This window comes from Clostridium sp. UBA871 (genome assembly GCF_002295255.1).
Lineage (GTDB): Bacteria > Bacillota > Clostridia > Clostridiales > Clostridiaceae > Clostridium_J > Clostridium_J sulfidigenes.
The window spans coordinates 104619-121161 of sequence record NZ_DBFV01000011.1; the positions used below are offsets into that span (position 1 = coordinate 104619).

The window sequence follows — 16543 nt, forward strand, 5'->3', positions numbered from 1 at the left end:
ATGAGGAACAATATGAATATAAATGAAGCGTTAATAAAGGCATATGATATATTAAAGAGTAGTGATATTGAATCATACATAATAGATGCACAGCTTCTATTATGTAGGGTTTTAAATGTAGAAAAGTTGTATATAATTATGAACAGGTCAGAAGTATTAACTTTAGATAAAGAGCAAGAGTTTTTTAAACTTATAAATTTAAGAAGTTGCAAAAAGCCTATGGCATATATTCTAGGGCAAGTTGAGTTTATGGGTATTAACTTTTTCGTAGAAGAGGGAGTGTTGATACCAAGACCAGATACAGAGATTTTAGTAGAAGAGTGTATTTCTATAATAAAGAAAAATAATATAAGTTTAATATGTGATATGTGCTGTGGAAGTGGAGCTATTGGAATTTCCATAGGCCATTATGTAAAAAATAGCAAAGTATGGTTATATGACGTAAGTGATATAGCATTAAATGTAACTAAAAAAAATATTTCAAATTTATATTTAGGAGAAAAGACCAATGTAAATAAAAGTGATTTATTTCAATTACCTATAAAAGAAGGTTTGAAATTTAATATGATAGTGTCAAATCCACCATATATTAAGGAGAAAGTAATTCCTACCCTTATGGAAGATGTTAAAGACTTTGAACCTCACCTAGCTCTTTCGGGAGGACAAGATGGACTTGATTTCTATAGAAGGATATGCAAAGAAGGAAAAGAGGTACTTTCCTCTGATGGATATTTATGTTTTGAAATAGGACATGATCAGGAAATGGAAGTAAAATCTATCATGAAAACTGAAGGATTTAGTGATATATATAGTTTAAGGGATTTGGGTGGAAATCATCGAGTTGTCATAGGAAAGTTACCATAAATAATATTTTTATGATATAATGTAATGATGTAAAAAATTAAGATTTATGATTAAATTACGGAGAGTGTTAATATATGTTAGAGAGATTAGGTTTTTTAGAAAACAAATATGATGAATTATCAAATATGATTAGTGATCCTAGTATTATGGCTAATCAAAAGGAGTGGCAAAAACTTTGTAAAGAGCATGCAGAATTAGAGGTAATAGTAGGAAGGTATAGAGAATACAGAGATGCTGAAAATGCATTAGCTGAAAATAAAGAAATGCTAAATGAAGAATCAGATAGAGAAATGAGAGAGATGATTCAAGAAGATATAAAGGCATTAACGGAACAATGCGAGAAGTCTAAGGAAGAAATAAGAATATTATTATTACCTAAAGACCCTAATGATGATAAAAACGTATTTATAGAAATTAGAGGTGGAGCTGGCGGAGATGAAGCAGCTTTATTTGCAGCCAATTTATTTAGAATGTATACAAGATATGCAGAGCGTAACAGATGGAAAGTAGAAATAATGAGTGCTAATGAAACTGATATCGGTGGATTTAAAGAAGTAGTATTCATGGTTAAAGGTGATAAGGCTTATAGTAAACTGAAATATGAAAGTGGAGTGCATAGAGTTCAAAGGGTACCTGACACGGAATCAAGTGGTAGAATCCATACATCTACAGCCACTGTTGCAGTACTTCCAGAAGTTGAAGACGTAGATATCGACATAAATATGAATGATATAAAAATAGACGTATTTAGAGCTTCAGGAAATGGTGGACAGTGCGTTAATACAACAGATTCAGCAGTAAGAATGACTCATTTACCAACAGGACTTGTAGTTTCATGCCAAGATGAAAAATCCCAGCTTAAAAACAAGGAAAAGGCTATGAAAATATTAAGAGCTAGACTATATGAAGCAGCAGAAGCAGAAAGAGCTAAAGGAATTGCAGATGATAGAAAGAGTCAAGTTGGAACTGGAGATAGAAGTGAAAGAATTAGAACCTATAACTATCCTCAAGGAAGGGTTTCAGATCACAGAATAGGATTAACTCTTTATAAACTTGAAGCTTTCCTAGATGGAGATATAGATGAGATGTTAGATGGGTTAATAACTGCTGACCAAGCCGAAAAAATGAAGGCAATGGGAAATGGTATTTAGGTATTAAAGTTTGTAAGGTGGAGGATTACTTAATGGATATAGATAAAGTCCTAAAGAAGCAAAGAAAATCTTACAAAAGGTTTATGCTATCTATGGGCTTTATTTTTATAATATTGCCTATAGTGTTGCTTATAGCTAAACAAATAAATATATTTTTTATTATATATCTTTGTGTTATTGAAAGTTTAATATTATTTTCTGTACTAATGAGATACAATGAAGAATATTTAAAGTTTCAATTATATGAAGATAAAATACTGATATCTATTTTAGGTGGTAGAATAAAATATAAAATTCACTATAGTAAAGTAGCAATTATTCATACAATACCTCAAGAAAAGTACTTTGATATATTGATAATAACAAAGTCTAAGTTTAGAAATAAAAGATTGAGATTGGTTACGAATAAAGTGCTAGAGAGATTCAGTGGTATAGGGAAATATTATGTTAAAGTAAAGATGCCTAAGGATGATGACTATTATTACTTTGTAGTAAAACGAGGTGGAGTAAAGAAATATATGCTATTAGATTTACTTTTTAAGTATTGTGTAACTGCTGTATTTACTGAGGATGCTATAGCTAATATAAAAGAATATAGAAAACAGAATAAAATATAGAGTTTATAAATATATTTTACTAATAATAATTTTCAAGGAGAAATTATGAATAGTACTATATTTATAATAGGAGTTTTTTCTGCTATAGTATCTCTAATAGGAACTATGGTTGGTGCATTAATTGGAGTATCCTTAAAAAATCCTACTGACAAGTTATTAGGAGTTTTATTGGCAGTTGCTACAGGAATAATTATATCAATAATTTTCTTAGAACTTATACCAGAATCAATTGATAAGATTGGCTTTATTAGAACTCTCATAGTTATAATTATTGGAGTAATAGTTATATATTTTATAGATTGTTTAATTAAAGTAAGTAGCCACAGTAATGATAGAAATCCAAATATGATAAATCATACAAAAGTTGCAATATTAATGGCTTTAGGGTTAATGATGCACAACTTTCCAGAAGGCATTATAATGGGTTTTGGATTTGTTAAGGGTTCGGGATTAGGTATAAAGATGAGTATATTAATATCAATTCATGATATCCCAGAAGGAATTGCCATGGCAACACCGTTAATAGCTGCTGGAAAGAAACCATTTAAAATTTTATGGTATAGTTTTTTAGTAGCATTTCCAACTGTTATAGGAGCCTGGATAGGTATGTTAATTAATTCTATATCATCTGCATTTTTAGGCTATAGTATTGCCTTTGCCAGTGGAATTATGCTTTATGTAGCTTTTGGGCAAATGCTTCCGGAAAGCAATGAATTGCATAGTAGTTATACAAATGCAATGTGGATTATATTTGGAATTATATTTGGGTTTGTAATGATAAATTTATTTTAATGGATTATTGAAGTGGGTGTTAATAGGTATGAAAACAAAAGTTGTGATGTTAAGTGAGAAGACTCCAGATGAAAGTGTGATAAAAGAAGCAGGAAAAGTTATAAAAGATGGTGGCCTTGTAGCCTTCCCTACGGAAACCGTATATGGATTAGGTGCTAATGCGTTAGATAGTGAAGCAGTAGCTAAAATTTTTATGGCAAAGGGTAGGCCACAAGATAATCCTCTGATTATTCATGTAGGGGATTATAATATAGAGCCCTATGTTAAAAATGTACCAATTGTAGCAAGAGAAATAATAAAAAAGTTTTGGCCAGGACCAATAACCATAATACTTGAGAAGACTGAACTAGTTCCACAGGTTACTAGTGCAAAGTTGCCTACTGTGGGAATTAGAATGCCACAAAATAATATCGCTATAGGTTTAATAAAAGCCGCTGGAGTACCTATAGCAGCACCTTCAGCTAATATATCCGGTAGACCTAGTCCTACAGACATGGAAAGTTGTGTTGAAGATTTAGAGGGAAAGGTAGACTATATATTAGGAGGAGAAAATAGTATTGTAGGTGTAGAATCAACTATAGTAGATTGTACAGTTTCACCTATATGTATTTTAAGACCAGGCGCTATAACCTTAGAGATGTTAAGGGAAATAGATAATAAGGTTTATATAGATCCATCTGTATTATCAAAGCCTACAGAAGATTTTAAGCCTAAGGCACCAGGAATGAAATATAGACATTATGCACCGAAGGCTCCTGTGAAGATAGTAGACGGTGATATAGATAAAGTTGTTGCAAAAATTAATGAAATAGTATTAAATTATATTAAACAAGGTAAAAAAGTTGGAATTATTGCAACTGATGAAACAAAATCTTTATATAATAAAGGAACTGTTATTTCTATTGGAGCAAGATGTGATATAGAAGATATAGGTAAAAATTTATTTAGAGTTTTAAGAAGTTTTGATAGTATAGACATTGATATAATTCTTTGTGAAGCATTTGAAGAGAGTGGAGTAGGTACTGCAGTAATGAATAGACTAAAAAAAAGTGCTGGCTTTAACATATTAAAAGTATAATTGGAGGGATAAATATGAAAATAGCAATAGGTAGTGATCATGGTGGTTTAAGATTAAAAAAAGAAGTAATTAAACATTTAGAAAAAAAGAATATAGAAGTTAGGGATTATGGTACATATACAGAAGATTCTTGTGACTATCCAGATTTTGCTGAAAAAGTGTCTGAAGCAGTAGTTGCTAAAGAATATGATTATGGAATTTTAATATGCGGTACAGGAATTGGAATAAGTATATCAGCTAATAAAATACCAGGAATAAGAGCGGCGCTATGCAGTGATACTTTTAGTGCACATGCTACTAGAGAACATAATAATGCCAATATATTAGCAATGGGAGAAAGAGTTGTAGGAACCGGACTTGCTTTAGATATAGTTGATGCATTTCTTGGATCAACCTTTGAAGGTGGAAGACACGAGAATAGGGTTAACAAGATAATGGAGATAGAAAAAAAATATAATAAATAATTTTAGGAGGATAAGAACATATGAGTAAAGTTACACAAATAGACCATCCATTAATACTACATAAATTAGCATTCATGAGAGATATAAATACGGGGTCTAAGGACTTTAGAGAATTAGTAGAAGAGGTTGCTATGCTTATGGCTTATGAGGTTACTAGAGATATGCAACTAGAAGAAGTAGAAATTGAAACTCCTATAGGAATTACAAAGTGTAAAGTTCTTGCAGGAAAGAAAATGGCAATAGTACCTATATTAAGAGCTGGACTTGGAATGGTTGATGGAATGCTTAAGCTTATACCTGCAGCTAAAGTTGGACATATAGGTATGTATAGAGATGAAGAAACTTTAATGCCAGTAGAATACTTCTGTAAGTTACCTCAAGATATAGAAGATAGAGATATTATAGTAACTGACCCAATGCTTGCAACTGGAGGTTCAGCTATAGATGCAATAAATGCTCTTAAGAAAAGAGGGGCTAAAAATATAAGACTTATGTGTCTTGTTGGAGCTCCTGAAGGAATAAAAGCTGTTATGGAAGCACATCCAGATGTAGATATATATTTAGCTTCAATAGATGAGAAATTAAATGAACATGGATATATTGTTCCAGGATTAGGTGATGCTGGAGATCGTTTATTCGGAACTAAGTAGTATATTATTACAATTGTAATATTGCCCTGATTAGATTTAGATTTCTAATCAGGGTATTTTTCTAATAAAAATAATATTAACATATTAGATTGCATACAAAAAGGAGCCCTAGTTAATACTAGAGCTCCATATATTATTTAGGTAAATTTTATCAAATTGGGGGAATGGGAGTTATTTACCAAAATATCTTTGTAATAAACCGTTGAAAGCAGCACCGTGTCTAGCTTCATCTTTGCACATTTCATGAACTGTATCGTGAATTGCATCTAGGTTTAATTTTTTAGCTAATGTAGCAAGGTCTTTTTTACCTTGGCAAGCACCATGCTCAGCATCAACTCTCATTTGTAAATTAGTTTTTGTATCTGCTACAACTACTTCTCCTAATAATTCAGCAAATTTAGCTGCGTGTTCAGCTTCTTCAAATGCTATTCTCTTATAAGCTTCAGCTACTTCAGGATATCCTTCTCTATCTGCTTGACGACTCATTGCTAAGTACATTCCAACTTCTGTACATTCTCCAGTAAAGTTAGCTCTTAATCCTTCGATTACTTCTTGATCAACTTCTGCTGCAATTCCTATTCTGTGCTCATCAGCCCAAGCTAGGTTGCCTTCTGATTTTTCTACAAATTTATCAGCACCTGCCTTACATACTGGACAAAACTCTGGAGCTGAATCTCCCTCGTGAATATAACCACATACTGTACATACAAATTTTTTCATAAATATTTCCTCCTTAAATCTTCATATTATAATAATTTTTGTTTTTAGATTTTCTCGATGTATTTATCTTATGAACTTATTATATACTATTAAATAATAATTATCAAGAGAAAATTATTATTTTTTATTATTTTTTTTAGGTAATAAAAAAATAATATAACTTTATTATATTACTTAATAAGGTTAAGATTATATAATATTCTGTATTTTAATATAAAGTTCAAATATTTATAATTTAGTTTAGTATAGAAATAGCACCGATATGATACAATAAAAATAACCTTAAAGGGATAAAAATAAAGCAATAAGCCAAAAAACAATGTTTCTATAGAGGAGAGTAGCCCTCATTAGTTAGAATTTTGAATAAGTTAGTAAATATTTAATCAATATTAAGTAAAATTAAACGGAGCATCCGTTTTTCTAATAAATGCAATGCATAAAAAATTGCATACAATTATATACTTTTTTATATATAAAGTGTAATGTAGAGGTTTAAATTGATTTATTAGAGTTTATTAGGGAACATTTTGGTAAGAAATCTTTTAATTCAGAAAATAATTGATATTTTAAATTCTTTTGACTACTTATTGTAAATTTTCAGTTTTAACAGACAAATGAATAAAAGTTTTTTGGAATAATCCTTTTATTGTAAAACCTCAAAAAATGTAGCAAAGCAGAGAGAACTTGTACTATTATTGATTATTTACTTCTTTAGAACTAATTTGACCTAATTTGGTGAAAATTTAGGTTTTAGAAGATTTGAACCTAGATGTATAATATCATATATGCAAAAGCGAGGTGGTCCAATCCAATGAATAAAGAGTGCTCAGAGGTTATTAAGCTTGTTGGCTTATTTGATTCTATTATAGGAATTATAGTTTCATTAATTTTAATGTTATTCTTTAACTGGATATCCTGGTTTTTTTTATTGGGGATAATTTGTAGTTTTGTGAATTTTATTATTAACTCACTGACAACTGAAATGATTATTATGAAGGATAAGAGATTTAAAGGTTTATTAATACTTTTATCCTATATAGTTAGAATAGGGCTTGTTTGTGGAATATCTCTCGCTATAATTAAGAAAAGTGAGGTGAGCTTTTTTATTTTTATTGCAGGATATACGGCTCAGCTATTAGCTATATTATGTTATGGTTTTAGCTTGAAGAGCCAGAAAGGAGTATGATGTTATGGAAGAAATGGCACCTTTGTTTGCAATTAATATCTTTGGATATAAATATGAAGTTATGTCAAGTGTTTTTATACAATGGGTATTTATTGCATTAGCATTGGTTTTATCCATTCTATATAGTAGAAAGGTTAAAAAAGTTCCAGGTAAGGTACAAAGTATTGTAGAAGTTGGAATAGAATTTTTATCTAATGTAGTTAAAGATAACATGGGACCAGGTTCAAGTCCTTTTATTCCTTACATAGGATCCTTAGGAATTTATTTATTTTTATTAAATATGGTAGGGTTATTTGGAATAAAGCCTCCTACATCAGATTTTAGTGTAAGCTTAGGAATTGCACTTACTACTTTTTTTGTAATTCAAGGGCATACTATTAAAAAGTTAGGTCTTTGGGGTTACTTTAAAGGATATGCATCTCCTGTTCCATTATTGTTACCAATAAATATAATGGAGAGGATTATGCTTCCAATATCATTAAGTCTAAGACTTTTTGGAAATATCTTTGCAGCAACAATGATTATGGAACTTCTATACGGAGCTCTTACAGGATTAAATTTTATTGCAGCAATAGGATTACCTATACCGTTCCATTTCTATTTTGATATATTTGATGGAACCATACAAATGATTATTTTTGTAATGTTAACAATGATTAATATTAAGATTACAGCAGAACATTAAAAACTAAATTTAACTAAATAAAAATTATTAATAGTAAATTACTATAAATATAAAAAATATTTATTTTTGAGGAGGAATTATAAATGGATTCAGCAGCTTTTATAGCAGGAATGTCAGCATTAGGAGCAGGTATAGCAGCACTTGCAGTTATTGGTGGAGGATTAGGAACAGGAAATGCTACTGGTAAAGCAGTAGAGAGTATAGCAAAACAACCAGAGGCTAGTAGTAAAATTATGAGTGCTTTAATAGTAGGGGGAGCTTTATCAGAGGCAACAGCTATATATGGATTTTTACTTGGATTATTATTAATATTATTCGGAGTAAAAGGTTAATATCTTAGTAAAAATATTGAGAAGGAGGGTGTAGTTCCATATCTTAATTAGTTACATTTTGAAGAAGATATAGTAGGTAGTGTAGTATATATTTGTGATTAAATTAAGAGGATGATGTGGAACGTAGCTTATGAATATTGATTGGAGTATTATAGTACCATCAACCATCAATTTCTTTATATTTTATTTAATACTAAGAAAATTTGTGTTTAATAAGACTTTAGCAGTTATCAATACTAGAAAAGAAGAAGTGGAAAGTGCTTTCAAAAAGGCTAGGGATGAAGAAGAAAGAGCGAAGTTATTAAAACAAAAGTATGATGAAGATGTTAAAAGATATAGAAATGATGGCTTGAAATTAGTAGAGAGTTATAAGCAAAAAGCTGATAAAGTATATGCTGAGATAGTTGAAGACTCACAAAGAGAAGTAGCTAACATAAAAGAACGAGCTACTAAAGAAATAAAAAGAGAAAGAGAAAAAGCTAGTAAAGAAATTAAGCAAGAAATTATTGATTTATCCATGAAACTTGCTGAGAAAACTTTAGAGAAAGAAATCAATGAAGAAAGTCACAGAGAGTTAATTGATAAATTTATAGCTAAGGTAGGTATTTAAAAATGTATGAATTTTTAGATAGGCGGTATGCTCTAGCTCTTTATGAAATGTGTAAAGAAGCAGGTAATATAGAAACTGTTTTGGAAGAACTAGGTGAAGTAGTTGAGGAAATGGATAATAATGAAGGACTTATAAAGATTATCAGAAATCCTCAAATTAATAAGCACAATAAAAAGAGAATATTTGAGGAATTATTTAAGGGTAAGATAGAGGATGAACTTTTAAGTTTTTTACTATTACTTATTGACAAAGGAAGGATACTTTATCTGAGGGAAAAGTATAATCAGTTTAGATTAGTATACCTTAAAAATAATAATACCGTTGTAGCTAAAATTAAGTCTGTAATTCCATTAAATCATAATGAACGAGAAACTATTAAAAGTAAGTTAGAAAAACGTTATGAAAAGACAGTAATAATAGAGGAAGAAATAGATAAATCTCTATTAGGTGGAATGTTAATCTCTGTAGGAGATGAAACCATAGATGGAACTATTAAGACTAAACTTATGGATCTTAAGAATATATCAGAAGGTAACGTAGGTAGATATAACTTTAGTGAGCTTAATAAAGAATTATTAGCAGATATTATAACAAATAAACCTCTAAATGAAGAAGAAACAAAAAAATTAAGAGGTTGGTTAATGGATTTCTATAGTAGAGAAATTGTCATAAATAATATAGTAGATGAGTCTTACAAAGATGATATCAAAGTTATTATAGGTGAAGATATAACTACTAAAGCTACAATTGATGAGATAGTTAATAGTGAAAAATGTAAGATTGGTAAGGCTAAATCTCAAGAGTGTATTATAGATTTAGATGAAAAAGGTAAAATTCTTAATGCCACAGTTAGGACTGTAATTCCACTAACTGATGAAGAGAGAATTAAGTTAACTAAAGGACTTGAGAAGTTCTATAGTAGAAAAATAGTAATCCATGAAGAAATAGATGAGAGTATAGTTGGTGGAGTATTAGTTAAAATAGGAAATGATATTACTGATGGAACAGTAAAAAGTAAGCTTAGATATGTTAGAGATGACATGTAATACAGGCTTTAAATCGTGGTGAGAATAGAGGTGGAATCATGCATATTAAACCAGGTGAGATAACATCTATTATAAAAAGAGAATTAGATAGATATGAAAGTCACATTAACACTATAGATTCTGGAACCATAATCCAAATTGGAGATGGTATAGCTAGAATATATGGATTAGATAATTGTTTAGAAGGAGAGCTATTAGAATTTCCTAATAACGTATACGGAATTGCCCTTAACTTAGAGCAAGACAATGTTGGATGCGTATTATTAGGTTCTGAAGAAGGTATCAGAGAAGGCGATATAGTAAAAAGAACGGGTAGAGTAGTAGAAGTACCTGTTGGTGAAGCTCTTGTAGGAAGAGTTGTAGATTCTCTAGGAAATCCTATCGATGGTAACGGAATGATAGTAACTTCAGAATATAGAGCTGTAGAAGTAGAAGCTCCGGGAGTTATAGAGAGACAATCAGTAAAAAGTCCTATGCAAACAGGTATAAAGGCTATAGACTCTATGATTCCAATTGGAAAAGGTCAAAGAGAGTTAATTGTAGGAGACAGACAGACTGGAAAAAGTGCATTAGCAATAGATGCTATCATAAATCAAAGGGGTAAAAATGTAACTTGTGTTTATGTAGCTATAGGTCAAAAGCAGTCAACTGTTGCTAATATAGTTAATACACTAAAGGCTGAGGGGGCTATGGACTATACAATAGTTGTAGCTGCAACGGCATCACAATCTGCATCTCTTCAATATTTAGCACCTTTCTCAGGATGTTCAATGGCTGAATATTTTATGTATAAAGGTGGAGATGCACTTATAGTATATGATGATTTGTCTAAGCACGCTGTTGCTTATAGAACTATGTCATTATTACTTCGTAGACCACCAGGAAGAGAAGCTTATCCAGGAGATGTATTCTATCTTCACTCAAGACTTTTAGAAAGAGCTTCAAAACTTTCTGATGACTTAGGAGGAGGATCATTAACTGCTCTTCCAATAATAGAAACTTTAGCAGGAGATGTTACAGCATATATTCCTACAAATGTAATATCTATAACAGATGGTCAAATTTTCTTAGAATCTGACTTGTTCCATGCAGGTCAAAGACCAGCGGTAAATGCAGGTATATCAGTATCTAGGGTTGGAGGAAATGCGCAAATTAAAGCTATGAAACAAGTATCATCAACCCTTAGAATAGAACTTGCTCAATATAGAGAACTTGTGAACTTTACTCAATTTGGATCAGATTTAGATAAGGAAACTGTTAAGAGACTTGAAAAGGGTAAAAGACTTATAGAAATATTAAAGCAAGGACAATATGCTCCTATGGATGTAGAAAAGCAAGTAATAATAATATATTGCGGAGTGAATGATTTCTTAAGCGATATTCCAGTTCATAAGGTTAAAGCCTTTGAAAAGGAATTTTTAGAATATATAGGTACTCATTATAGAGACATCCCAAGTTCTATAAAAGAAAAACAAGAATTAGATTCAGAAATAAAAGAAAGACTTAATATGGCCATAACTGAATTTAAAAAAGTATTTTTAACTGAAATTTAGAGATATCACCTAAATTTTTAGGAGGTGAAAATATGGGCGTTGCAGGATTAGTTATTTTAAAAAAGAGAATAAAATCTATAGAGAATACAAAAAAGCTTACTAAGGCTATGGCCTTAGTAGCAACATCTAAACTAAAAAAGGTAAGGGTATCCTTATATACAAATGACACGTATTTTAAAAGCTATAGAGAAGTTATGAATGAAGTAATTCCATCACTGCCAAAAGAAAATAGATATATGCAATCCAATGGAAGTAAAAAGAAATTAATCATTGTTATAACTTCAGATATGGGAATGTGCGGTGCCTATAATAATAATGTTATAGATAAGCTTAAAGGGATAACTAAAGGCCATGAAGAGGATTATTTAATAGCAGTTATTGGTGAAAAAGGTAAAAGCTTAGCTAAGAGACATAGGATTAAGACATTAGATAAATATAATCAAACTATCTCTGATGTGCCTACAGCTACTGAAGCTAAGAGTATCTTTGAGTATAGCTTCAATATGTTTAGTGAAGAAAAAGTAGGAGAAGTAAGTATACTTTATACTTGGTTTAAAAATCCAATAGTAAAAGAACCAAAAGAGTGTAGATTATTGCCTCTTACTTTTGAAGAAAGCGAAGAAGACCATATTGGTGAAGATGAATTTGATATAGAAGGAAACAAAGAAGAGCTTATAGAGTCAATAGTACCATCCTATTGTAATGCAATGATACTTAATGCAATGATAAATTCTAAGGCTTCAGAACAGGGAAATAGAATGGAGACAATGAATAGTGCGACTCAAAATGCAGATGAATTAATAGCTTCTTTAAGGTTAAAATATAATAGGGTTAGACAAGGGGCTATCACTCAAGAGATTTCAGAAATTATTGGTGGAGCTCAAGCACAAAGTTAATAAGCCATTATATAGTAACCTATATAAAAAGTATAGATAGGAGGAGTTATATTTAACTTATATATTAATATAGTTAGATGTAGCGAATTAATATGGCACAACGTATTGGTAAAGTAGTTCAAATTATTGGACCAGTAATAGATATAAAATTTGACACAGACTCATTGCCTAACATTTATAATGCAATCCAAATTAAGATGGATGGTAGAGTTATTGTTGCTGAGGTTGAACAACATATAGGTGATGATATAGTTAGAACTATATCTATGGAATCAACAGAAGGACTTAAACGTGGAGTTAAGGCTATAGATACAGGAAGACCTATTGAAGTGCCTGTAGGAGAACAGGTACTTGGAAGATTGTTCAATGTATTAGGTCAAACTAAAGATGGAAAAGGTCCTCTTGATACTAATAATTATTATACAATTCATAGACCAGCTCCAAGCTTTGCTGAGCAATCTGTGGAACCAGAAATGTTTGAAACTGGCATAAAGGTTATAGATTTAATAGCACCATATCAAAAGGGTGGAAAGATAGGACTTTTTGGTGGTGCAGGAGTTGGTAAAACTGTACTTATACAAGAATTAATCAACAATATAGCTAGAGAACATGGTGGATTATCAGTATTCACTGGTGTAGGAGAGCGTACAAGAGAAGGCAATGACTTATACAATGAGATGCTAGATTCAGGGGTTATAAATAAGACAGCTTTAGTATTTGGACAAATGAATGAGTCACCAGGAGCTAGAATGAGAGTTGCACTTACAGGACTTACTATGTCTGAATACTTCAGAGATAAAGGTCAAGATGTATTATTATTTATAGATAATATATTTAGATTTACTCAGGCAGGTTCAGAGGTTTCTGCATTATTAGGTAGAATACCAAGTGCTGTAGGATACCAACCAACCCTAGCAACAGAGATGGGGGCATTACAAGAACGTATAACATCTACTAACAGTGGATCAATTACTTCTGTTCAAGCAGTATATGTTCCTGCTGATGACCTTACTGACCCAGCACCAGCAACAACATTTAGCCATCTTGATGCAACTACAGTTCTATCTAGAGCTATAGTAGAGCTTGGAATATATCCTGCGGTTGATCCATTAGAATCAAGCTCAAGAGTACTAGATCCTAGAATTGTTGGTGAGGAACATTATGAAATATCTACTCAAGTAAAGTACATTCTTGAAAGGTATAAAGAACTTCAAGATATTATAGCTATATTAGGTGTAGATGAATTATCAGATGAAGATAAAATTCTTGTTAATAGAGCAAGAAGAGTTCAAAGATTTTTATCTCAACCTTTTACAGTAGGAGAGCAATTCACTGGTTTAAAAGGTAGATATGTTCCTATAAAAGAAACAATAAGAGGATTCAAGGAAATATTAGAAGGTAAACATGATCATTTACCAGAGTCAGCATTCTTATTTGCAGGAACAATAGATGATGTTATAGAGAAAGCTAAGACTTTGGGTTAATATTATTTTGGATGTGATAAAATATGAAAAAGGTCTTTAAGCTTATAATAATTACTCCAGAGAGTGAGTTTTTTAAAGGAGATGCAGTCTCTTTAAACTGTGAAACTACAGAAGGCAGACTAGGAATTCTTCCAGATCATTCTGCTATAATTGCAGGACTTGTACCAACAATAACAACCTTTGAAGATGTAGATGGAAAGAAGTACAAAGTTAATACTTCTGACGGAGTCCTAAAGGTAAGGAAAAATAATGTTAGTATTCTCTGTACTATAGCACAATGGGTAGAATAAATTTCGGTACCATATATTTCAAATATTTATATAAACAGAGTTCTTAGCTTCTTCGAAGCTTAGAACTCGTTATCCAGGGACGTAGCAGCTCTTTACTGCCACTTTGAAGAAGATGGGAGTATTAGAGCTGGTAGTCATCGGACAAACTAAAAGGAGCACATTAAATGATATGAAAATCATTTAATGTGCTCCTTTAAATTACCTTGGAATAAAATTCAACAATAATTCAAAATAATAAAAATATTTTGAGAATAGTATTGCTATATATAGTATTACTACATATAATAATATTATACATATTAAGTAAAAGGAGGGGTGTTATTGGAAATAGATAAAGAGTTATTAAAAGGGTTTATAGACATTTTAATTTTATCTATTATTAAAGGTAATGATTATATTTATGGATATAACATAATGAAACTAGTTAATATAGCTGCTGAAGATAATTTTGAACTTCAAACAGGAACTTTATATATAGCTTTAAAAAGATTAGAAAAACAAAATTTTATCACATCTAAAGTAATAGAAGGAGATAATGGAATTAAAAGAAGGCATTATTTAATTACAAAAGAAGGTGAAGTTCAACTTAATAAATTGAATGGAGATTTTAATAAGATAACAGAGCTTATTTTAAAGTTTAGAGAGGGGGCAGTTAATGGTGAATAATCTAAGTATTAAGTTAAAGAGGAAAATAAATAGATACTTAAGAAAGCTCTTTAGTTCAGCTTTTGAAGATACATTAGAAGTTAAAGAATTAAAGGAAGAATTAAAAAGTTACATTATAACTGAAGTTAGTGATTTAGTAGAATCAGGTAAATCTGAGGAGAAGGCTTTTGAAATAGCTAAAAATAATATAGGGAATAATTCTGACTTTGAGGAAGGAATATCAGGTATATTTAATAATACTAAATATTTATTTATCCTTAAATCTAGTTATGTATGTATGATTATATATATAATTATTCAATTGCTTGTGCGACTAAAGATTATAGGCATTATAGATATATCACATTATAACCTTAGAATCATGTCTAAATTTAGTTTTATAGTATTCATAATAGGAACTATCATATTTTTTATATGGACATTTATGAATTTTATTTTTACAAGTCGAACCTTTAAGTTTAAGATTCAAGCTATTGTTATAAATATCTTAAATATTTTTATTAGTATGTTATGGGTTATGGCTTCTAAAGGGATAGTCAATGTTTTTAGAGTAGAAAAAAGTTTTTATATAGCGTTATTTTCAGATATGATTTTATATTTTACTGTATATAGTAAAAAGGTTTTTAAATTTAAATAAAATTAGGATGTGTGAATTATGATAAAAAAGATTATATCAGCAATAATGTCATTCATGATGGTAGGCATGTTTTTAGTAGCCTGCACACCGAAGAAAGATGATGCAGAAGAAAACATAAGAGGATTTATAGAAAGGCACTATGTAGCAGATAAAGATGATTTAGAAGCCTGTGGTGATTATGTTAAAAATGGAATTGGTATAGGGGACAATTTAAACAAAAAAGATAAAGAGATGGCAGAGTATATGACTGAAGAAGGATTTGATGGATATAGAATTAATAGAACTCTTTTTTATAGATTTAAACTACTTTATGAAAAAAATTGCACATCAGAAATAAAAGATGTAGAGATAGTGGAAAAAGAAAAGTCAGATGATATGAGAAGATTTAATGTTAAGTTCAATTGGATTATAAAAAATGATAAAGATGAGATAGTTAAGGAGCATAAGGTAGATAAAGATATATATCTTTCAGAAGAACATGGTAGTTGGCTTATAAACCAGTATAACAAGTTAGAGATATTATATGGTGACTTTAACTTTAATATGGTATAGTTAATATTTTTATATAGATTAATCCAACCTTATCTTAAATATGTACCATAGAGGGAGAAAATAGAAAGATAATTTATGTGATTTCATAAATTATCTTTTTATTTTCTACATTACGTTGAAAAGTAATTTATTTATGAACACATTTTAAAAGTTGCTATATATTATTAGTATAAATAAAAATATAACTTATTACATTATATGTAAATATGAATAAAAAAAGTAAAAAGGTTAATGATTTAATATAAGTGGATTTATTCTTATATTAAGGTG

20 protein-coding genes are annotated in these 16543 nt (G+C 30.2%); 19 read left to right on the plus strand and 1 reads right to left on the minus strand.

Translation table 11 applies throughout. The annotated features are described in order from the left end of the window. The first annotated feature begins 12 nt into the window (after positions 1-12). The 7 genes from prmC to upp all read left to right on the plus strand — a co-directional run bounded on the left by prmC (position 13) and on the right by upp (position 5616). Entirely contained in the window at positions 13-864 is an 852-nt protein-coding gene (prmC, locus tag B3086_RS13600) for a peptide chain release factor N(5)-glutamine methyltransferase (RefSeq protein ID WP_346877568.1), read from the plus strand. 74 nt (positions 865-938) lie between these two features. Next, entirely contained in the window at positions 939-2015 is a 1077-nt protein-coding gene (gene prfA, locus B3086_RS13605; protein WP_346893637.1) for a peptide chain release factor 1, read from the plus strand. A gap of 32 nt (positions 2016-2047) precedes the next feature. Next, positions 2048-2632, plus strand: a complete 585-nt coding sequence (locus B3086_RS13610; RefSeq protein WP_150846296.1) for a hypothetical protein — start codon at positions 2048-2050, stop codon at positions 2630-2632. A 45-nt stretch (positions 2633-2677) separates the two neighbouring features. After that, the gene (locus B3086_RS13615; protein WP_346846996.1) at positions 2678-3424 is read left to right on the plus strand and encodes a ZIP family metal transporter; all 747 of its coding nucleotides are present in this window, start codon (positions 2678-2680) and stop codon (positions 3422-3424) included. A 28-nt stretch (positions 3425-3452) separates the two neighbouring features. Further along, positions 3453-4502, plus strand: coding sequence for an L-threonylcarbamoyladenylate synthase (locus B3086_RS13620; protein WP_346846997.1), 1050 nt, complete (start codon positions 3453-3455; stop codon positions 4500-4502). A 14-nt stretch (positions 4503-4516) separates the two neighbouring features. Continuing rightward, a complete protein-coding gene (rpiB, locus tag B3086_RS13625; RefSeq protein WP_346877569.1) occupies positions 4517-4966 on the plus strand; it encodes a ribose 5-phosphate isomerase B in 450 nt (149 codons plus the stop codon). Between the two features lie 20 nt (positions 4967-4986). Further along, positions 4987-5616, plus strand: a complete 630-nt coding sequence (gene upp, locus B3086_RS13630) for a uracil phosphoribosyltransferase (RefSeq protein WP_035135383.1) — start codon at positions 4987-4989, stop codon at positions 5614-5616. Between the two features lie 171 nt (positions 5617-5787). On the opposite strand, the gene B3086_RS13635 is transcribed toward upp, so the two are convergent. After that, entirely contained in the window at positions 5788-6336 is a 549-nt protein-coding gene (locus B3086_RS13635; protein WP_035135384.1) for an NADH peroxidase, read from the minus strand. Positions 6337-7147: 811 nt separating this feature from the next. Here B3086_RS13635 and B3086_RS13640 point away from each other — a divergent pair. From B3086_RS13640 to B3086_RS13695, 12 genes are all read left to right on the plus strand, one after another. Beyond that, on the plus strand, positions 7148-7522 hold the full coding sequence (locus B3086_RS13640) for an ATP synthase subunit I (RefSeq protein ID WP_035135386.1): 375 nt from the start codon (positions 7148-7150) through the stop codon (positions 7520-7522). Positions 7523-7526: 4 nt separating this feature from the next. After that, positions 7527-8207 carry a F0F1 ATP synthase subunit A gene (locus B3086_RS13645; RefSeq protein ID WP_035135388.1) on the plus strand — a complete coding sequence of 227 codons (681 nt, stop codon included), beginning with the start codon at positions 7527-7529 and terminating at the stop codon, positions 8205-8207. Positions 8208-8290: 83 nt separating this feature from the next. Then, positions 8291-8539, plus strand: coding sequence for an ATP synthase F0 subunit C (atpE, locus tag B3086_RS13650; RefSeq protein ID WP_035135390.1), 249 nt, complete (start codon positions 8291-8293; stop codon positions 8537-8539). A 130-nt stretch (positions 8540-8669) separates the two neighbouring features. Beyond that, a complete protein-coding gene (locus B3086_RS13655; protein ID WP_035135392.1) occupies positions 8670-9149 on the plus strand; it encodes a F0F1 ATP synthase subunit B in 480 nt (159 codons plus the stop codon). Between the two features lie 2 nt (positions 9150-9151). Further along, positions 9152-10195, plus strand: a complete 1044-nt coding sequence (locus B3086_RS13660) for a F0F1 ATP synthase subunit delta (RefSeq protein ID WP_346846998.1) — start codon at positions 9152-9154, stop codon at positions 10193-10195. 38 nt (positions 10196-10233) lie between these two features. Further along, the gene (atpA, locus tag B3086_RS13665) at positions 10234-11748 is read left to right on the plus strand and encodes a F0F1 ATP synthase subunit alpha (protein WP_346846999.1); all 1515 of its coding nucleotides are present in this window, start codon (positions 10234-10236) and stop codon (positions 11746-11748) included. A gap of 32 nt (positions 11749-11780) precedes the next feature. Further along, a complete protein-coding gene (atpG, locus tag B3086_RS13670; RefSeq protein WP_346847000.1) occupies positions 11781-12644 on the plus strand; it encodes an ATP synthase F1 subunit gamma in 864 nt (287 codons plus the stop codon). 92 nt (positions 12645-12736) lie between these two features. Further along, on the plus strand, positions 12737-14128 hold the full coding sequence (gene atpD / locus B3086_RS13675) for a F0F1 ATP synthase subunit beta (RefSeq protein ID WP_346847001.1): 1392 nt from the start codon (positions 12737-12739) through the stop codon (positions 14126-14128). 23 nt (positions 14129-14151) lie between these two features. Continuing rightward, complete coding sequence (locus tag B3086_RS13680) at positions 14152-14418, plus strand: hypothetical protein (RefSeq protein WP_346847002.1); 267 nt, start codon at positions 14152-14154, stop codon at positions 14416-14418. Positions 14419-14739: 321 nt separating this feature from the next. Continuing rightward, positions 14740-15084 (plus strand): PadR family transcriptional regulator, encoded by a 345-nt coding sequence (locus B3086_RS13685; protein WP_346847003.1) that lies wholly within the window; start codon positions 14740-14742, stop codon positions 15082-15084. Then, a complete protein-coding gene (locus tag B3086_RS13690) occupies positions 15074-15721 on the plus strand; it encodes a permease prefix domain 1-containing protein (protein ID WP_346879769.1) in 648 nt (215 codons plus the stop codon). The genes B3086_RS13685 and B3086_RS13690 overlap by 11 nt, the downstream gene beginning before the upstream one ends. A gap of 18 nt (positions 15722-15739) precedes the next feature. Continuing rightward, entirely contained in the window at positions 15740-16273 is a 534-nt protein-coding gene (locus B3086_RS13695) for a hypothetical protein (protein WP_346847005.1), read from the plus strand. Positions 16274-16543: the final 270 nt, after the last annotated feature.

Bases quoted from the DNA above. Each gene is read 5' to 3' on its own strand.
- upp (WP_035135383.1), top strand. From the start codon at position 4,987: ATGAGTAAAGTTACACAAATAGACCATCCATTAATACTACATAAATTA.
- B3086_RS13655 (WP_035135392.1), top strand. From the start codon at position 8,670: ATGAATATTGATTGGAGTATTATAGTACCATCAACCATCAATTTCTTT.
- rpiB (WP_346877569.1), top strand. From the start codon at position 4,517: ATGAAAATAGCAATAGGTAGTGATCATGGTGGTTTAAGATTAAAAAAA.
- B3086_RS13680 (WP_346847002.1), top strand. From the start codon at position 14,152: ATGAAAAAGGTCTTTAAGCTTATAATAATTACTCCAGAGAGTGAGTTT.
- B3086_RS13640 (WP_035135386.1), top strand. From the start codon at position 7,148: ATGAATAAAGAGTGCTCAGAGGTTATTAAGCTTGTTGGCTTATTTGAT.
- B3086_RS13690 (WP_346879769.1), top strand. From the start codon at position 15,074: ATGGTGAATAATCTAAGTATTAAGTTAAAGAGGAAAATAAATAGATAC.
- B3086_RS13660 (WP_346846998.1), top strand. From the start codon at position 9,152: ATGTATGAATTTTTAGATAGGCGGTATGCTCTAGCTCTTTATGAAATG.
- B3086_RS13610 (WP_150846296.1), top strand. From the start codon at position 2,048: ATGGATATAGATAAAGTCCTAAAGAAGCAAAGAAAATCTTACAAAAGG.
- B3086_RS13635 (WP_035135384.1), bottom strand. From the start codon at position 6,336: ATGAAAAAATTTGTATGTACAGTATGTGGTTATATTCACGAGGGAGAT.
- atpE (WP_035135390.1), top strand. From the start codon at position 8,291: ATGGATTCAGCAGCTTTTATAGCAGGAATGTCAGCATTAGGAGCAGGT.
- prfA (WP_346893637.1), top strand. From the start codon at position 939: ATGTTAGAGAGATTAGGTTTTTTAGAAAACAAATATGATGAATTATCA.
- B3086_RS13695 (WP_346847005.1), top strand. From the start codon at position 15,740: ATGATAAAAAAGATTATATCAGCAATAATGTCATTCATGATGGTAGGC.
- B3086_RS13645 (WP_035135388.1), top strand. From the start codon at position 7,527: ATGGAAGAAATGGCACCTTTGTTTGCAATTAATATCTTTGGATATAAA.
- B3086_RS13615 (WP_346846996.1), top strand. From the start codon at position 2,678: ATGAATAGTACTATATTTATAATAGGAGTTTTTTCTGCTATAGTATCT.
- atpG (WP_346847000.1), top strand. From the start codon at position 11,781: ATGGGCGTTGCAGGATTAGTTATTTTAAAAAAGAGAATAAAATCTATA.
- prmC (WP_346877568.1), top strand. From the start codon at position 13: ATGAATATAAATGAAGCGTTAATAAAGGCATATGATATATTAAAGAGT.
- B3086_RS13620 (WP_346846997.1), top strand. From the start codon at position 3,453: ATGAAAACAAAAGTTGTGATGTTAAGTGAGAAGACTCCAGATGAAAGT.
- atpD (WP_346847001.1), top strand. From the start codon at position 12,737: ATGGCACAACGTATTGGTAAAGTAGTTCAAATTATTGGACCAGTAATA.
- atpA (WP_346846999.1), top strand. From the start codon at position 10,234: ATGCATATTAAACCAGGTGAGATAACATCTATTATAAAAAGAGAATTA.